We start from the raw sequence: 15785 nt of genomic DNA, 5'->3' as shown, positions 1-15785 counted from the left end.
CCGCACATGACAGTGCGGCCTCCCTCGCCGAGCAACTCCGTGAGTCTACCCGGCGGGGGAGGCCGCCCAAAATCGATCTAGAAGAGCATCAGCGATCGACTGGAAAAGCATCAGGATCGATGCAGAAGAGCATCAGCGCGACTACGCCTGCTCCTCGAACAGGCTCGTCACCGAACCGTCCTCGAAGACCTCACGCACCGCACGCGCGATCGTCGGCGCGATCGACAGCACCGTGATCTTGTCCAGCTCCAGCTCACCCGGCGTCGGCAGCGTGTCCGTGAAGACGAACTCACTCACCTTCGAGTTCTTCAGACGGTCAGCAGCCGGCCCCGACAGCACACCGTGCGTCGCCGTCACGATGACGTCCTCCGCACCATGGGCGAACAGCGCGTCCGCAGCCGCGCAGATCGTGCCACCCGTGTCGATCATGTCGTCCACCAGGACACACACGCGGCCCTTCACATCACCGACGACCTCGTGCACGGTGACCTGATTCGCCACGTCCTTGTCACGACGCTTGTGCACGATCGCCAGCGGCGCACCGAGACGGTCGCACCAGCGGTCCGCCACACGCACACGGCCGGCGTCCGGAGACACCACCGTGAGCTTGGCGCGGTCGACCTTCGCACCCACGTAGTCCGCCAGGATCGGCAGCGCGAACAGGTGGTCCACCGGGCCGTCGAAGAAGCCCTGGATCTGGTCCGTGTGCAGATCCACCGTCAGAATGCGGTCCGCACCCGCCGTCTTCATCAGGTCCGCCACCAGACGCGCCGAAATCGGTTCACGTCCACGGTGCTTCTTGTCCTGACGGGCGTAACCGTAGAACGGCACGATCACCGTGATGGAGCGAGCCGACGCACGCTTCAACGCGTCGATCATGATGAGCTGCTCCATGATCCACTTGTTGATCGGAGCCGTGTGGCTCTGAATCAGGAAGCAGTCGGCGCCGCGAGCGGACTCCTGATAGCGGACATAGATCTCGCCATTGGCGAAGTCGAATGCCTTGGTCGGAACGATCCCGACACCGAGAGCGTGCGCGACCTCCTCGGCAAGCTCGGGGTGGGCGCGGCCGGAGAAGAGCATCAGTTTCTTCTCGCCGGTCGTCTTGATCCCGCTCACAGCACTTGTCTCCTCAGACGCGTTCTTCCGCCGCTGCGCCCGCTCGTCCCATTAGCAGCGAGGCAGCCGAATCGTGTGCACCTATCACGGTACGCCGTGTCGGACGCACCTGTTTCCGGTCAGCCTTCGCCACCGGCCCCCCGGGACGCCTCCTCAGCCGCCTTCGCAGCCGCGCTCCCCGGACGCTTACGAGCCACCCAACCCTCGATATTCCGCTGCTGGCCACGGGCCACAGCCAACGAACCCGCCGGCACATCCTTCGTGATGACCGACCCCGCAGCGGTGTACGCACCGTCCCCGACCGTGACAGGCGCCACAAACATGTTGTCCGAACCCGTCTTGCAATGCGAACCCACCGTCGTGTGGTGCTTGGCCTCACCGTCGTAGTTCACAAAGACGCTCGCAGCACCGATGTTCGTGTAGTCACCGATCGTCGCGTCACCGACATAGGAGAGGTGCGGCACCTTCGTACCCTCACCGATCGTCGAGTTCTTCGTCTCGACATACGTACCGATCTTGGCCTTCACACCCAGGCGCGTACCGGGACGCAGATACGCGAACGGACCCACCGTCGCCCCCTCGCCCACCTCCGCGCCATCCGCCACCGTGTTGTCGACCCGCGCCCCCGCACCGACCCGCGTGTCCGTCAGCCGCGTGTTCGGACCCACCTCGGCACCCTCACCCAGCCACGTCGCACCCAGCAACTGCGTACCCGGATGCACGACCGCGTCCCGCTCGAAGCCCACCGTCACATCGACCCACGTCGACGCCGGATCCACGACCGTCACACCCGCGAGCATCGCCCGCTCGAGCAGCCGCTCGTTCAGCGTCCGACGCGCCTCGGCCAACTGCACACGGTTGTTGATACCCGCGATCTCACGATGGTCCGCCGCGACCGAAGCACCGACACGATGACCCGCCCCCCGCAGAATCCCGAGCACATCCGTGAGGTACTCCTCACCCTGACTGTTGTCCGTACGCACCTTGCCCAGCGCATCCGCCAGCAGCGCACCGTCGAACGCGAACACACCCGAGTTGATCTCACGAATCGCATGCTGCGACTCACTCGCGTCCTTGTGCTCGACGATCGCCGTCACCTCACCCGACGCCCCGTCCCGCACGATCCGGCCATAACCCGTCGCATCCGGAACCTCCGCCGTCAGCACCGTCACCGCATTGCCGTCACCGGTATGCGTCGCCGACAGGTGCATCAGTGTCTCGCCCGTCAGCAGCGGAGTATCACCACACACGACGATCACTGTGCCCTCGACAACCCCGCCCAGCTCCTCGAGCCCCATGCGCACGGCATGACCCGTGCCGTTCTGCTGCTCCTGCACGGCCGTACGGGCGTCCGGATCGATCCCGGCGAGGTGCTCTCGCACCCGGTCCCGCTCGTGGCCCACGACGACGACGAGATTCTCGGGGCTCAACTCCCGCGCGGCGGCGAGCACATGCCCGACGAGCGAGCGACCGCTGATCTCATGCAGGACTTTGGGCGTGGCCGACTTCATACGGGTGCCCTCACCCGCTGCAAGAACGACGACGGCGGCCGGACGGGGGCTGTTGGCGCTCACGGGTGTGCCCTTCGGCTTCGGATGGCTCGGGGTGGGGATATCCGCAGGATACCGGGGCGTTGTGGGGCGGAAATGGGGGCGGGGCCCGACCGTGTGGTCGGGCCCCGCTTCACCTGTGCTCCCGGGGAAGGAATCGAACCCTCATTCAATGGACCAAAACCATTTGTCCTGCCATTAGACGACCCGGGACGGTCAGCGCCCTATGTCCGAATTTCCGGAGGGGTTTTGAGCGCGGCACCTACTATGCCGTACCAGGCGCCTTCGATGCGACGGTACAGCTCGGCGCCTTTCAGTACGCGGACAGCCAAGCAACCGCGGTAGCCCGAGCCGACGTTCTTCCGGTGCCATGTAGACCTCGATGGAGTCGGTTGAGGTTGTCGTCGTTGTCGTTGTCGTCGTTGTCGACGTGGGGGCGGTCCCGTATCTGGCGGCGGCTCAGCCCCTCCCGCCGCAGTGCGACCGCTCGCTCTCGTAGTCCCTCGAAGTCTGTGTATTTGGCTGTGGTCTCTGTCATAGGAAAAGGCTCGTCCGGGATGCGGGTGGGTGGGTCGTATTTGCATATGGGCCAACAGTTCGAGGGATACCGGCTGGTTTCGCTTCTGTTCGAAGGGTGGTCATGGCAGGGGGCTGTCGCGGAAACTCACCGGAAACGGGGCACCTCGCGCCCGTAGGCTGGACGGCATGACCACGACGGGGGAAACGCACCGGACGGCCGGGGGGCCGTGGTGGTGGGAGCGGCGGCGTAGTGCCGTGCTCGATGTTGGGCTGGCCGTCGCTTCGGCGGTGGAGTGTGGGGTTGAGGGGGTCGGGTTCGCGCGGGACGCCGGGGTGCCGGCGGCCGTGGGGGTCGTTTTCGGGGTGCTTGCCGGGTCGATGCTGGTGCTGCGGCGGCGGTGGCCGATCGCGGTGGTGCTGATCGGGGTCGCGGTGACTCCGGCCCGGATGGGTGTGCTGCTGAGCGTGGTGGGTCTGTACACGCTGGCGGCGTCCGAGATGCCGCGGCGGATCATCGGTTCTCTGGCGGGGATGTCGTTCGTCGGGACGCTGATCGTGTCGGTGGTGCGGGCGCAGCAGGATGCCGGACACGGGAATCTCGTGCGGGTGGGGGACTGGTTCGTTCCGTTCGTCGCCATCACCACGTCGTTGGGCGTGACCGCTCCGCCGTTGCTGCTGGGGCTCTATGTCGGTGCGCGGCGGCGGCTCATGGAGAGTTTGCGGGAGCGGAACGATTCGCTGGAGCGGGAGCTTCAGTTGCTCGCGGAGCGCGCGGAGGAGCGGGCGGAGTGGGCGCGGGGTGAGGAGCGGACGCGTATCGCGCGGGAGATGCACGACGTGGTGGCGCATCGGGTGAGTCTGATGGTGGTGCATGCGGCGGCGTTGCAGGCGGTGGCCCGTAAGGATCCGGAGAAGGCCGTGAAGAACGCGGCGTTGGTCGGGGACATGGGGCGGCAGGCGTTGACGGAGCTGCGGGAGATGCTCGGTGTGATGCGGTCCGGTGGTGGCGGTCGGCGGGAGCCGGGTGCCGGTGCGGGGGTGCCGTTGGCTGCTGTGGGTGTGGCGGCTGCGGCCGCGGCTGCGGCGTCTCGGGTCGTCGATGAGGAGGACGGGCCGTGTCTGCGCGATCTTGATGAGTTGGTGGGGCAGTCGCGGGCGGCGGGCATGGTGGTGGAGCTGCTCGTCGAGGGCGATACGCGGTCGTATGTCGCGGCGGTGGAGCAGACGGCGTATCGGGTGGTGCAGGAGGCACTGACGAACGTGCACAAGCATGCGGCGGGTGCGAAGACGTATGTGCGCCTTGCTCACCGGGTGTCGGAGATCGCGATGCAGGTGGAGAACGAGCCGCCGCCGTCGGATGGGGATGCGGGGGTTGGGGTGCGGCTGCCCAGTGGGGGGAATGGGCTGGTCGGGATGAAGGAGCGGGTGGCGGGGCTGGGTGGGGTTTTCGTGTGCGGGCCTACTGATGCCGGGGGGTATCGGGTTTCGGCGGTTCTGCCTGCCGCGTGAGCTGCGCTGCGTGGGCCGCGTTTCGTTAGCCGCTCTTCGTGGGCTGCGCCGTGTGTGGGGGCTGTTGTTGCCGGGTGCGGGTGCCGGGTGGTGCGTTTCGCCGTTCGTGGGTGCGGGGACGCGGCGGGATGTACGTGCTCGCTGTTCTATGGGCTTGAGCGGACGGGGACATCGGTCCGCGCTCTTCCGCACGTGGCTCCGCGCGCACGTCCCGCGCGTCCTCTCCCGTTTCGTCCGCGGCCGGCCGCCGGTGGTTCGTCCTTCGGGGATGCGGCTTTGCGGGGTGTGGCTTCGGTTTTATGCCGCTGTCAGGCGAGTTGGGGTGGTGCCGGTGATGAGGGTTTCCAGGGCCTGGTCGATGCCGGGGCCCAGGTACCAGTCGCCGCTGTGGTCGAGGGCGTAGACGCGGCCTTCGGTGTCGATGGCCAGGAGTGCTTCGGAGCCGGATTCGGCGCCGAGGGGGCAGACCTCGGTGTCGAGGGCGCGGCCGAGGTCGCCGAGGGTGCGGGCCATGTGGAGGCCGTGGAGCGGGTCGAGATGGGGCTGGGCGGGTGCTATCTGGCGGCCGGGGCCCTGTGGGGTGAGGTGGAGTCCGCCGAATTCGGCCCAGGCCTCGACGGCGGCGGGGAAGACGGTGTGGCGGTGGCCTGCGGGGGATACGTGGGTGCGCAGGGCGTCGGCCCAGAATTCGGCCTGTTTGATGTCCCAGCGTCCGGGCTGCCAGCCGGCGGCGCGCAGTGCTGCGTCGACGGGGGCGGTGAAGCGGGTGCGGTCGGCGGTCATGGGGTGGCCTCGTCCTGTTCTGCTGCTGCCTGCGGTGGTGCGGGTGTGCTCTGGTGTGCTGGTCAGCCGGTGGTGTCCGTGGCCGGGTCCACGACGTGGACGCCGAAGTGGGCGGTGAGCGCGGCGCAGGCGCGGCAGGGGCGGGCGAAGCCGCCGTGCAGGGGGTCGCCGTCCTCGCGGATGCGGCGGGTGGTGAGTTTGGCGTGTTTGAGGACTTTGCGGGCTTCGCCGTTGGTCATGGGTTTGCGGCGGGCGCGTTTGGAGCGTTCCTCGTCGGCGGCCGTGAGGTGGCGGGAGATGAGGATCGTTTCGGCGCAGCGTCCGGTGAAGCGGTCGCGCTGGGCGCTGGTGAGGGTGTCGAGGTAGTCCTGGACGAGTGGGTGCAGGGTGGGGGCGTGTTCGCCGCGGGCAGCGGTGCTGGTCAGTGTGGTGCCGCGGACGGAGAGGGCGGCGGCGACGGTGGGCAGGATCCCGTCGCGGCGCTGGCTCAGGGCAGGGGCGGGCGCGTCGTCGGCGCTGCTCCAGCCGACGCGTGGGTCGCCGGAGGCGTCGTCGGCGGTGGCCGGGTGTCCGGTGTCGGACTCCGGGGCCGGTGCGACGGCCGTGTCGGATGACGGTGCGGTGCTGCTCTGCATGTGGTGCTTTCCCCTCCTGCAATCCCCCGGGTTGCGTGCACAGACTGCCAAATGCGGCCGGTGGTGCGGAAGCTGGGGCGCGGCGACACGCGGGAGCGTCGGCTCATCGTCACGGTGGGGTGACTGCTGGTCATGGAACCGGAGGGCCGGTGACCGGTGTCGTACAACCGCATAGGCTGTCGCTATCCGCGATCCATAACAGTGCCGCAGGGGGCAACCGCCATGACGACAGGTCGGCTCGGGCAGCAAGCCGCGCCGCCGAACGCGGCCTACGCCGGGCAGGTCGTGCACTTCCCGGACCCGGTCCGTGCTGCGCGCCATCCCAGGGGCGTACGGATCGACGGGAACGGCTTTCCGGACTTTTCGGCTTACGCGCGTGCCGCGGCGGAGATCGCCGAGCCCCCGGAGGGGTTCGGGGTCGATGAGCTGCGGTTGACGGACTATGTGTCGGCGAACGCGGCGCTGGCTGCCGCGGGGCATGACTTGTGGGACACGATCGTGCCGGTGGCGACGCCGCACGGCTGGACCTGGCATCACGTGCCGGGCAGTCGTCGTATGGAGTTGGTGCCGGTCGAGGTGAAGGCGTTGCTGCGGCATCACGGTGGTCTCGCGACGGCCGCGGTGGACCATGGCAAGCGGGGGACGCGTCCGTTGCAGGAGACGCGGCCGGCGCATTTCGGCCTGCCGAAGTCGTCGGTGGCGGTGACCGAGCAGCAGATCCTGGGTGTCGAGGAGGATCTGGGTTACCGGTTGCCGGGTGCGTACCGGGCGTTCTTGAAGGCGGCGGGCGGGTGCGCTCCGGTGGGGGCGGCGCTGGACGCCGAGCTGGGGCTGCTGGTGGACCAGCCGTTCTTCACGGTGCGGGACGAGGCCGCGGTCAATGACCTGGTGTACGTGAACAAGTGCCTGCGTGATCACCTGACCAAGGACTATCTGGGTGTCGGGTTCGTGCAGGGCGGCATTCTCGCCGTGAAGGTCAAGGGTGACCGGGCGGGTTCGGTGTGGTTCTGCGCGTATGACGACGCGCGGGACAGCGGGGACACGGCCGGCTGGTCGGTCGCCGAGCGGGTGGAGCGTCTGCTGCTGCCGTGCGGTGACGATTTCGACGCGTTCCTGGCTCGGCTGGCGGGCAATCCGCCGGAGCTGGAGACGGTGGCGAACCTGATGGTGGACGGTGGTTTCGCGAGTGCGGTCGACGCTTCGGGCGCCGCCGTGCCGACTGCTTCGGCTGTCCCGGACGAGGGGTGAGTGTCCGATGGTGACGTTCGCGCAGGCGCAGGAGCGCGCCGAAGAGTGGATCAACGGCGATGTGCCCGGCTATCAGCACCGTGAGGTGCGGGTGCGGGAGTTCGAGCTGGGGTTCGTGGTGTGGGCGGAGGACCGCGAGGGCGGTCCGGTGTCCGACGGCGGGCGTCAGCGGCTCGTCATCGCGCGTGACAGTGGGGACGCCTCGCTGTGGCCGGGGCTGCCGGTGGGTGAGGTGATCCGGCGGTACGAGGAGGAGTACGGGCTGCCGGAGGCTTCGCCGGAGCCGTCGGACGCGCCGCCGGAGCGGGTGGATCTGAATCAGACGTCGTTCCTGTTGAGCCCTCCGGAGTGGCTCCAGGAGGCGGCGGACAAGCTGGGTATTCCGGATCGGCGGGGGGATTCGTCGTCGGCATCGGCATCGGTGTCGGCGTCGTCGACCGGTGGTGCCGATGGGTCCGGCGGGGCTGGATCCGGTGCGGGTGCGTCCGTGCCTGGGACGGCCGCCCCTGCGGCCGTCGACGCGAGCAGCGGTGCCACGCCGTGGCCCGCCTCGCCCGCTACTCCTGTCGGGGCGACCCCGTGGGCCGGTACGGACACGAACGCGGATGAGGAGGAGGACCGTTCGGTCGCGCCTCCGGCGACGGTGTTCGCGCCGCCGCTGGTGGACGCGGGCGATGTGCCTGCGCCCACCGCCGCTCCTGAAGCGAAGACGGCGCTGATGTCGGGCGGCAGTCAGCTCCCGCGTACGTCGGTGGCACCGGCGATCGACGGGCAGGCTCCCGCCGCTCCGGGCACGCCGCCGCCGGGTGCTCCGGCGAACTACGGGTATCCGCAGGGCCCTGGTGCGCAGCAGACTCCGCCGCCGGGTGCTTCTGACGCGTACGGCTATCCGCAGGGTGCCGGTGCGCAGCAGGCTCCGCCTCCCGGTGCTCCGCCGAACTACGGCTATCCGCAGGGTCCGGGTACTCCGCCTGCCCCCGACGTGCCGCAGGCGCCCGGGAGTTCGCAGGGCGGTGTGCAGCAGACTCCGCCGCCCACGTACGGGTACCCGCAGGGGCAGACTCCGCCGCCGGTGGGCGGGCAGGATGCGGCCGGGCGGCCGCTGGCGCCCGGGGCCGGTGACATCGCCGACGCCGCGACCAGTAAGGCGCAGGGTCCGCCCCGTGGCGGGCGCGGTGGTGGCGCGACGACTCCGCCGCCGCCCGGAGCTCCGGGTACTCCCGGTGCGCGGCCCTCGGGTCCCGGCGTTCCCGGTACCCCGGCGGGTGGTTACGTTCCGACGCAGCTCGTCTCGCAGCTGGGCCCCGACGGGCCCGAGGCTCCGCCCGCCCCGGGTGGTACGCCGCCCGGTGGTGTGCACCACGCCGCGACGATGCTGGCCGACCCGAGCATGGGTGGCCCCGGTGCTCCCAAGCCGCCCGGCGCACCCGGCACTCCGGGGGCTCCCAAGCCGCCCGGTCCGCCCGGCGTGCCCGGTGCGGGTGTTCCCAAGCCGCCCGGCGCCCCCGGAACTCCCGGCGCGCCGCAGCCTCCTGGCCCGCCTGGTGTTCCCGGTGCGCCGCAGCCTCCCGGTCCGCCCGGGGGCACGCCGCCCGGTGGTGTGCACCATGCCGCGACGATGCTGGCCCAGCCGGGGCCGGCCGGTCCTGGCGCGCCGCCCCCGCCGGCGGCGCCCGGTGCGCCCGGGGCTCCCGGTGGCGGTGTCCATCAGGCCGCGACGATGCTGGCCGGTCCGGGGCAGGTCGGTCCCGGCATGCCTCCTCCCGCGCCGCCGCAGGCGCCGGGCGGGATGCCGATGCCGCCGCCGATGCCCGGGCAGCAGGTTCCGGGTGGTCCGCCCCCGGCCTCGTACGGGTATCCGCAGCCCACCGGGCAGCCGACCGTCGGGCCCGGCTATCAGGCCGTGCTGCGCTACCGCGCGCCCGACGGCTCCGAGCAGCAGTTGATCCGCCGCTCGGCGCCCGGCACGCCGCACCCGGAGTGGCAGATCTTCCACGAGCTGCGCGGCATGAACATCCCGCCGGACCAGGTTCTGGAGCTGCACACGGAGCTGGAGTCCTGCGAGCTGCCGGGTGCGTACTGCGCCCGCATGATCCGTGAGCAGTGGCCGCAGGCCAGGATCACGTCCATCGCCCCGTACGGCAGGGACCACGCGTCGCGCCAGCAGGGTATGCAGCAACTGATCGCGCACCAGGGCGAGTTGCATCAGGTGGCGGACGGTCCGGCGCGGCTCGCGCCGGTGCGTGCGCCGCTGCCGCCCGCGCAGCCGATGCCGCCGGCTCCGCCGGAGGCGATCGGGCAGGAGCTGGCGGCGGCGTTCGGGCCCGGTGTGTTCCGGTTCGACCAGCGGGCCGTGTCCCGTCAGGGCGTGCCGGACATCGTGGCGCACACCCTCGTCGTGGCGGGGCTGCCCGCCGACTTCGGGCCGTTCTTCTGGGCGCAGGCCCAGCCGGGCCGCCCGGTGCCGACGCTCGCCGAGCTGGCGCAGGAGCGAGGGGTGCAGCCCGCGTCGGACGCGGGTTCGTACCTCGTGATGGGCAGTGACTTCGGGCGGGCGATCTGTGTCCAGTACGGCACGGCGAACATCGTGGCCGTGCCGGTGGAGGCGGGTCCCGGTGGTGCTCCGGTGCCGCCGCAGTTCGTGAACACGGGCCTGCCCGAGTTCGCGCGCAGCCTCGCGGTGCTCGGCCGGATGTGGCCGCTGCGGTTCGGGCTCAACCAGGAGCAGGCGGGCCGCTGGACCGTCGACTTCCAGGCGCAGCTGGCCGCCGTCGACCCGGCGGCGCTCGCGTCGCCGGAGGGCTGGTGGTCGGTGCTGCTCGAGCAGATGTGGGACGGACTGCTGTAGTCCGCCGGCAGGAGCGAGTGGAGGAGAGGTGCGCGGCCGTATCGGTCGCGCGCCTCTCCTCTTTTTGGGCTCTGCCGCCGCCAGCATTCTGGGAGCCCTCATCCCATTCGTCCGTTCGCGGGTGTGTGACCTCTCTCGCCTTCAAGGCCCCCGATTCCGACTTTCGGCCATATTTGGCGCATCCTTGTCGGGTGGGTTGAGTGGAGTGTCTTGATTTGAGCGCTTCGGCTCGATCGAGTGCCGGGTAGGAGAGCCGTAGAGGCTAAGAGGGGAACAAGGATGAGCAGCGGTGCGTCGGTGTCGCCCCATGGCTTCGTCACGGCCCGGGGTCGCGGCTACCGCCCCGGGCAGGTGGACGCGCTGGCCGCCGAGCTGTCCCGGGGCCGCGACGACGCCCTCGAGCGCGCCGCTCTCCTGGCCGCCCGGGTGGAGGAGCTGGAGGCCGAGGCGCAGCGGCTGCATCTGGCCGTGGCCCAGCTCGCCCCCCAGACGTACGAGTCCCTCGGCGACCGCGCCCGCGAGATCCTCGCCCTCGCCGAGGAGGAGGCGGACGGCGTACGGACGGCTGCCGCCGAGGACGTCCGGCGGATCACGCAGGACACGGAGGCCGGCGCGCGGGAGACGCGCGGGGCGGCCCGGGCCGCGGCCGACGCCGTACTGGCCGCGGCCGAGCAGTGGGCCGGCGAACGGCTGAGCGCCGGGCGGGCCGCGGCGGACGAGGTGCGTGCCGGCGCACGGGACGAGGCGAAGGAGTGCCGCGAGGAGGCGCTCGGCGTGCTGGACGACGTGCGGGAGCGGACCGCGGCGGCCCTCGCCGGGCAGGAGAAGGACCACGCCGAGCGGCGGGACGGGGCCGAGCGGGAGATCGCCGGGCACGAGGCCGCGGCGGACGTGCGTGAGGCGGAGCGCCTGGCGCTGGCCGAGGGGCGGCTGGCCGAGGCGCGGCGGGCGTTCGCCGGGGCGGAGGAGTCGGCCCGGCACGGTCAGGAGGACGCCGAGGCCCGCGCCGCGGAGCTCCTCGCGGAGGCGACCCTGTACGAGGAGGGCGTGAGCCGCGAGACGGAGCGGGTGCTGCGCGAGCACGGCGAGAAGTGGGACGAGGCCCGCGCCCACATGGAACGTGTCCGCGCCACCCTGGCCTCCATCACGGGCCGCAACCCCGCCGACGAGACCCCGTAACCGCTGTCGGTCCCGCTGTCGGTCCCGGTCCCGTTCTTGGGCTACGCCCACGCCGTAGCCGTAGCCGTAGCCGTAGCCGTAGCCGTAGCCGTAGCCGTAGCCGTAGCCGCTGCCGGTCTCATCTCCCGCCCCGCGCCCCCCGGCGCCCTATCCGCCGCCGCTCTCCCCCCTCGGCGCCTGTCGCGTCGCGCCCGCCAGGATCCATGCCTCCACCGCCTCGTACTGGCGGCGTTGGTCGTTCGCCGTGCGGCGGCCGGAGGCCATCGTGCCGAGCCAGCCGAAGAGGAAGCCGAGCGGGATCGAGACGATGCCCGTGGTGGTGAAGGGGAACCAGTTGAAGTCCTGGCCGGGGAATGCCGAGGCGGGGGAGCCCGAGACCAGGTTGGTGCCCGTCATCAGGACGAGGCAGGACGCCGTGCCACCGAGCAGTGTCCACAGCAGGCCCGTACGCGTGTAGCGGCGCCAGAAGAGGCTGTAGACGAGCGCGGGCGCGAGGGCCGAGGCACCCAGGCAGAACGACAGTGTGACCAGTGGCTGGAGGTTGTGGTGCTGGACGAGCGTGGCCAGGAGGATCGCGGGCGCGCCGACGGACAGTGCCGAGAGGCGGGCGAGGGTCATTTCCCTGCGGCTGGTGAGCGGTGTCCCGCGGTGTGCGAAGACGTCGTGCGCAAGGGAGTTGGCGCAGGCCAGGATCATTCCGGCGACCGAGGCGAGCAGCGTGAGGAAGAGCGCCGTGGTGACCGTGGTGAAGACGAGGGTCTCCGCCGTGGAGGCGTCCGCGCCGAACGCGGCTCGTGCCCCGAGCAGATACGCCGTGTTGCCCTGCGGGTCGGCCGCCGCGACGGCGGCCCGGCCGAGGAGAGCCGTCGCGCCGAACCCGACGACCGCGATGATCAGTACGAAGAGGCCGACCGCCGACACCGCCCAGGACATCGAGCGGCGCACTTCACGCGCGCTGCGCGCCGTGTACATCCGCATGGTGACGTGGGGCAGGCAGGCGCCGCCGAGGACGACGGTCAGCTCTGAACTGATCATGTCCAGGCGGGGGTTGGCGGTGCCGGTGAACTGGAGGCCCGAGTGGAGGAAGGCAGTTCCCACGCCGCTGGCCTGGGCGGCCTGCGAGGCGAGCGCGCCGGGGTTCCAGTCGAAGCGGTAGAGGATGACGAGGGCTACGGTCAGGCCCGAGCCGAGCAGCATCACGGTCTTCATGATCTGGATGAGGGCGGTGCCCTTCATGCCGCCGATCGCCGCGTAGCTGATCATCAGGGCCCCGAGCGCGATGATGCAGCCCGTCTTGAACCCCTCGCTGGTGAAGCCGAGGACGAACGCCAACAGGTCGCCCGCGCCCGCCAGTTGGACGAGCATGATCGGGAGCAGTGCCGCGAGGGTGGTGGCGCACGCGGTGATGCGTACGGCGCGTCCCGGCAGCCGGCGGGCGATCACGTCGCCCATGGTGAACCGGCCCGCGTTGCGCAGGGGTTCGGCCAGCAGGAACATCATGAGCATCAGGGACAGGGACGTGCTCAGGGCGAGGACGATCCCGTCGTAGCCGGTGAGCGCGATGATGCCGCCGGTGCCGAGGACCGTCGCCGCGGAGATGTAGTCGCCCGCGATGGCGAGGCCGTTGCGCATCGGGGTGAGGGAGCCGAAGCCGGTGTAGAACTCGTCGAGGTTGTCGCGGTCGGGGCCCGTCATCACGCACAGGAGCAGCGTGATGGTGGCGACCGCGGTGAAGGCGACCAGGGACATGCCCTGGGCCGAGCTGCTGAAGTCCGTCATCGGAAGTTCCCCCCGGCCGTCGTGGGAGCCGGATGCCGGTCCAGCTCGGCTTGTCTGCGCAGCCGGTGGGCGAGCGGGTCGACGCGGCGGCGGGCGGTGTACTCGTACAGGCAGAGGGCGAGCCCGGTCACGGGGAGCTGGCACAGGCCGAGGAGGAGGCCGGTGGAGAAGCCGCCGGGGAGCGTGCCCGTCATGAGGGAGGGCGCGAACGCGGACAGGACGAGGAAGAGGGTGAAGTAGCCGAGCGCGGTGAGCGTGGCGACGCGGCGCTGCCAGCGGTAGGCGCTGCGCAGGAGCCGCAGGTCGCTGTGGTGGCCGAGCGCGGGGTGGCGGGGGAGGCGGCGTGCGGGCGGAGGTGGTGGGGGAGGGGGCGCCCAGGGGTAGGTGAGGGCGGGGTCGGGCTGTTGTTGTGGGTGCGGCGGTTGTCGGGGGTACGGCTGCTGGTGTTCGCCCGGGTACTGGTTCCCGTACTGGGCCCGGCCCGGATTGCCGTACTGGTTGCGGTTCTGGTTTCCGTACTGGCTGCGGCCCGTGGGGAAGGGGGCCTGCCATGGCTCGTTCTGGTGGTCGGAATATGAGCGGTGCGGTGTGTCGGACATCCCGGTTCTCCTTGCGCGGCTTGGGTCCGCCGGGGAGTGCGGACGCAGGGAGCGAGAGGGGAGCCGGAACGTTACTCGTAGGTAGGCGCTTTCTGCGACGGTTCTGGCGAACTGCTCAGTCGGTTTGTTGTGAGAGGGGTGAGTGATGCTGATGCGCATCTTGTGAGCCAACTGAGTTGTTTGCAGCCCCAGATGTCGCCTCGGCGCCCCGCTCGTCTCCCCGCTCGCCGTCCTGGTCGATCACCGGGAAGCGTCGTGGCGCGAGGCACAGCAGGACGACCAGGGCGAGCGCCGCCGCGCAGGCCGCGCCCACGTAGACCGAGTCGACGGCCGCCGCCACGGCGCGCCGCAACCGGTCCGGGTCGGCCACGGAGGCGGGGTTCTCCAGGGCCGTGGCCACCGCGTCGAGAGAGCCCGCGCCGCCGAGGCGCCCGGCGAGCACGGTGTTGGCGACGGCGCCGAACACGGCGGCGCCGAGCGTCTGGCCTATCTGCCGGCAGAACAGGACGGACGCGGTCGTCGTGCCGCGCTCGGCCCACCCGACGGTCGACTGGACGCCGATGATCAGGGGCAGTTGGAAGAGGCCGAGTGCCGCGCCGAGCAGCAGCATGACCAGGGCGGGCTGCCAGGCGGCCCCGGGGTAGGGCAGCAGCGGGAAGGCGATCAGGACGAGGAGCGCGGCCGCCATGCCGACGACGGCCGTGTTGCGGAAGCCGATCCTGCGGTACACGTGCTGGCTGAGCGCCGCGGAGACGGGCCAGCTCAGCGTCATCACGGAGAGCACGAACCCGGCGGCCATGGGCGCGAGTCCGAGGACGGCCTGCGCGTACGTGGGCACGAACACGGTGGGCGCGACCATCAGGAGGCCGAGCGCGCCGAGTGCGAGATTGACGGCGGCGATGGTGCGGCGGCGCCAGACCCAGCCGGGGATGATCGGCTCGGCGGCCCGCCGCTCGATGAGGACGACGGCGCCGACCAGCGCAACTCCCGTCCCGAACAAGGCGATCGAGGGCGCCGAGAGCCAGTCCCAGGCGACGCCGCCCTGCACGAGCGCGGTCAGGAGCACCCCGCCGCACGCGAACACCGCGAGCGCCCCGGCCCAGTCGATGCGGGCGCGCGGCCCCTTCTCCCTTACGGGTTCGTGGAGATGGCGTACGAGGAGCCACAGGGCGAGCGCGCCGACCGGGAGGTTGATCAGGAAGATCCAGCGCCAGCCCGCGTACGAGGCGAGCAGTCCGCCGAGCGCCGGGCCCGCGACGGCCGAGGTCGCCCAGACCGTCGACAGTTTGGCCTGGATGCGGGGGCGTTCGCCGAGCGGGTAGAGGTCGGCGGCGAGGGTCTGGACGGTGCCCTGGATGGCGCCGCCGCCCAGGCCCTGGACGACGCGGAAGGCGATGAGCGCGCCCATGTTCCAGGAGCCGGCGCACAGGAGCGAGCCGGCGAGGAAGAGGATGCTGCCGCCGATGAGGACGGGCTTGCGGCCGAAGGTGTCCGACAGTTTCCCGTAGACGGGCAGGGTGACCGTGACGGCGAGCAGATAGCCGGAGAAGAGCCAGGAGAAGACGGAGAAGCCGCCGAGGTCGCCGACGATCTGCGGGACCGCCGTCGAGACGATGGTGGAGTCGAGCGCCGCCAGTGCCATGGAGAGCATCAGCGCGGCGACGACCGCGCCCCGGCGCCGGTCCTTCCCCGTGCCCGCCTGCGTGCCCGCCTGCGATGTCGCGCCGCCCACCGGATTCCTTCCCCCTGCATCTATCCCGCCTCCGACACCATCTCACCTGACCCTGTCGCGGCGGGAGGGTGGAGCGTGACTGCGCAGGAAGGTGGAGCGAACCCCTAGAGGAGCTCCACCGTTGGGTGGACTCCCCCTAGGGGGACCTCCGTACTGCGGACAGGGGACGGTTCGTCCCCCCGGAGGACGAGGGGAGTGGGGGGTTCTTCCTACCTTCAAGGGGTGGGGTTTTCCCCCGGGAAAGAGGGCGACCTGCACCAGGGCGCCGGGGGACCTCTCGCCAGC

General features: G+C 70.9%; 10 protein-coding genes, 1 tRNA gene and 1 pseudogene. 4 read left to right on the top strand and 8 right to left on the bottom strand.

Annotation, left to right across the window (positions count from 1 at the left end; genetic code table 11):
- Positions 1 to 141 precede the first annotated feature (141 nt).
- The 3 genes from ACIPWY_RS16000 to ACIPWY_RS15990 all read right to left on the bottom strand — a co-directional run bounded on the left by ACIPWY_RS16000 (position 142) and on the right by ACIPWY_RS15990 (position 2882).
- Positions 142 to 1119 (bottom strand): ribose-phosphate diphosphokinase, encoded by a 978-nt coding sequence (locus ACIPWY_RS16000; protein ID WP_100596162.1) that lies wholly within the window; start codon positions 1117 to 1119, stop codon positions 142 to 144.
- A gap of 119 nt (positions 1120 to 1238) precedes the next feature.
- On the bottom strand, positions 1239 to 2693 hold the full coding sequence (gene glmU / locus ACIPWY_RS15995) for a bifunctional UDP-N-acetylglucosamine diphosphorylase/glucosamine-1-phosphate N-acetyltransferase GlmU (RefSeq protein ID WP_362897685.1): 1455 nt from the start codon (positions 2691 to 2693) through the stop codon (positions 1239 to 1241).
- 118 nt (positions 2694 to 2811) lie between these two features.
- Positions 2812 to 2882, bottom strand: a tRNA-Gln gene (locus ACIPWY_RS15990).
- A gap of 492 nt (positions 2883 to 3374) precedes the next feature.
- On the opposite strand from ACIPWY_RS15990, the gene ACIPWY_RS15985 reads away from it, so the two are divergent.
- A complete protein-coding gene (locus ACIPWY_RS15985) occupies positions 3375 to 4697 on the top strand; it encodes a histidine kinase (RefSeq protein ID WP_362897683.1) in 1323 nt (440 codons plus the stop codon).
- A 297-nt stretch (positions 4698 to 4994) separates the two neighbouring features.
- Here ACIPWY_RS15985 and ACIPWY_RS15980 read toward each other — a convergent pair whose 3' ends face one another.
- Together ACIPWY_RS15980 and ACIPWY_RS15975 are read right to left on the bottom strand one after the other, a co-directional pair.
- Complete coding sequence (locus ACIPWY_RS15980) at positions 4995 to 5480, bottom strand: SUKH-3 domain-containing protein (RefSeq protein ID WP_362897681.1); 486 nt, start codon at positions 5478 to 5480, stop codon at positions 4995 to 4997.
- Between the two features lie 62 nt (positions 5481 to 5542).
- Positions 5543 to 6115: a YwqJ-related putative deaminase gene (locus tag ACIPWY_RS15975; protein ID WP_362897679.1), complete on the bottom strand. Its 573-nt coding sequence runs from the start codon at positions 6113 to 6115 to the stop codon at positions 5543 to 5545.
- A 222-nt stretch (positions 6116 to 6337) separates the two neighbouring features.
- On the opposite strand from ACIPWY_RS15975, the gene ACIPWY_RS15970 reads away from it, so the two are divergent.
- From ACIPWY_RS15970 to ACIPWY_RS15960, 3 genes are all read left to right on the top strand, one after another.
- Entirely contained in the window at positions 6338 to 7363 is a 1026-nt protein-coding gene (locus tag ACIPWY_RS15970) for an SMI1/KNR4 family protein (RefSeq protein ID WP_393705426.1), read from the top strand.
- Positions 7364 to 7370: 7 nt separating this feature from the next.
- Positions 7371 to 10211 (top strand): SUKH-4 family immunity protein, encoded by a 2841-nt coding sequence (locus ACIPWY_RS15965; RefSeq protein WP_393705427.1) that lies wholly within the window; start codon positions 7371 to 7373, stop codon positions 10209 to 10211.
- Between the two features lie 279 nt (positions 10212 to 10490).
- On the top strand, positions 10491 to 11390 hold the full coding sequence (locus ACIPWY_RS15960) for a cellulose-binding protein (protein WP_393705428.1): 900 nt from the start codon (positions 10491 to 10493) through the stop codon (positions 11388 to 11390).
- Positions 11391 to 11537: 147 nt separating this feature from the next.
- Here the strand turns inward: ACIPWY_RS15960 and ACIPWY_RS15955 are convergent, their stop codons facing one another.
- The 3 genes and pseudogenes from ACIPWY_RS15955 to ACIPWY_RS15945 form a co-directional block, all read right to left on the bottom strand.
- Entirely contained in the window at positions 11538 to 13169 is a 1632-nt protein-coding gene (locus tag ACIPWY_RS15955) for a cation acetate symporter (RefSeq protein ID WP_393705429.1), read from the bottom strand.
- Positions 13166 to 13606: pseudogene (locus ACIPWY_RS15950) on the bottom strand (DUF485 domain-containing protein); the annotation flags it as partial. The pseudogene ACIPWY_RS15950 and the gene ACIPWY_RS15955, both read right to left, overlap by 4 nt.
- A 277-nt stretch (positions 13607 to 13883) precedes the next feature.
- The gene (locus ACIPWY_RS15945; RefSeq protein WP_362897669.1) at positions 13884 to 15500 is read right to left on the bottom strand and encodes an MDR family MFS transporter; all 1617 of its coding nucleotides are present in this window, start codon (positions 15498 to 15500) and stop codon (positions 13884 to 13886) included.
- Between the last annotated feature and the right edge of the window lie 285 nt (positions 15501 to 15785).

The sequence above is a fragment of the Streptomyces sp. NPDC090032 genome (assembly GCF_044748025.1).
Lineage (GTDB): Bacteria > Actinomycetota > Actinomycetes > Streptomycetales > Streptomycetaceae > Streptomyces.
The sequence above is the reverse complement of the archived record's forward strand: the minus strand, read 5'-3'. Positions and strand labels throughout refer to the sequence as shown.

Coding starts and splice junctions, on each gene's coding strand:
- ACIPWY_RS15985 (WP_362897683.1), top strand. CDS start 3,375: ATGACCACGACGGGGGAAACGCACCGGACGGCCGGGGGGCCGTGGTGG.
- ACIPWY_RS15980 (WP_362897681.1), bottom strand. CDS start 5,480: ATGACCGCCGACCGCACCCGCTTCACCGCCCCCGTCGACGCAGCACTG.
- ACIPWY_RS15975 (WP_362897679.1), bottom strand. CDS start 6,115: ATGCAGAGCAGCACCGCACCGTCATCCGACACGGCCGTCGCACCGGCC.
- ACIPWY_RS15970 (WP_393705426.1), top strand. CDS start 6,338: ATGACGACAGGTCGGCTCGGGCAGCAAGCCGCGCCGCCGAACGCGGCC.
- ACIPWY_RS15965 (WP_393705427.1), top strand. CDS start 7,371: ATGGTGACGTTCGCGCAGGCGCAGGAGCGCGCCGAAGAGTGGATCAAC.
- ACIPWY_RS15960 (WP_393705428.1), top strand. CDS start 10,491: ATGAGCAGCGGTGCGTCGGTGTCGCCCCATGGCTTCGTCACGGCCCGG.
- ACIPWY_RS15955 (WP_393705429.1), bottom strand. CDS start 13,169: ATGACGGACTTCAGCAGCTCGGCCCAGGGCATGTCCCTGGTCGCCTTC.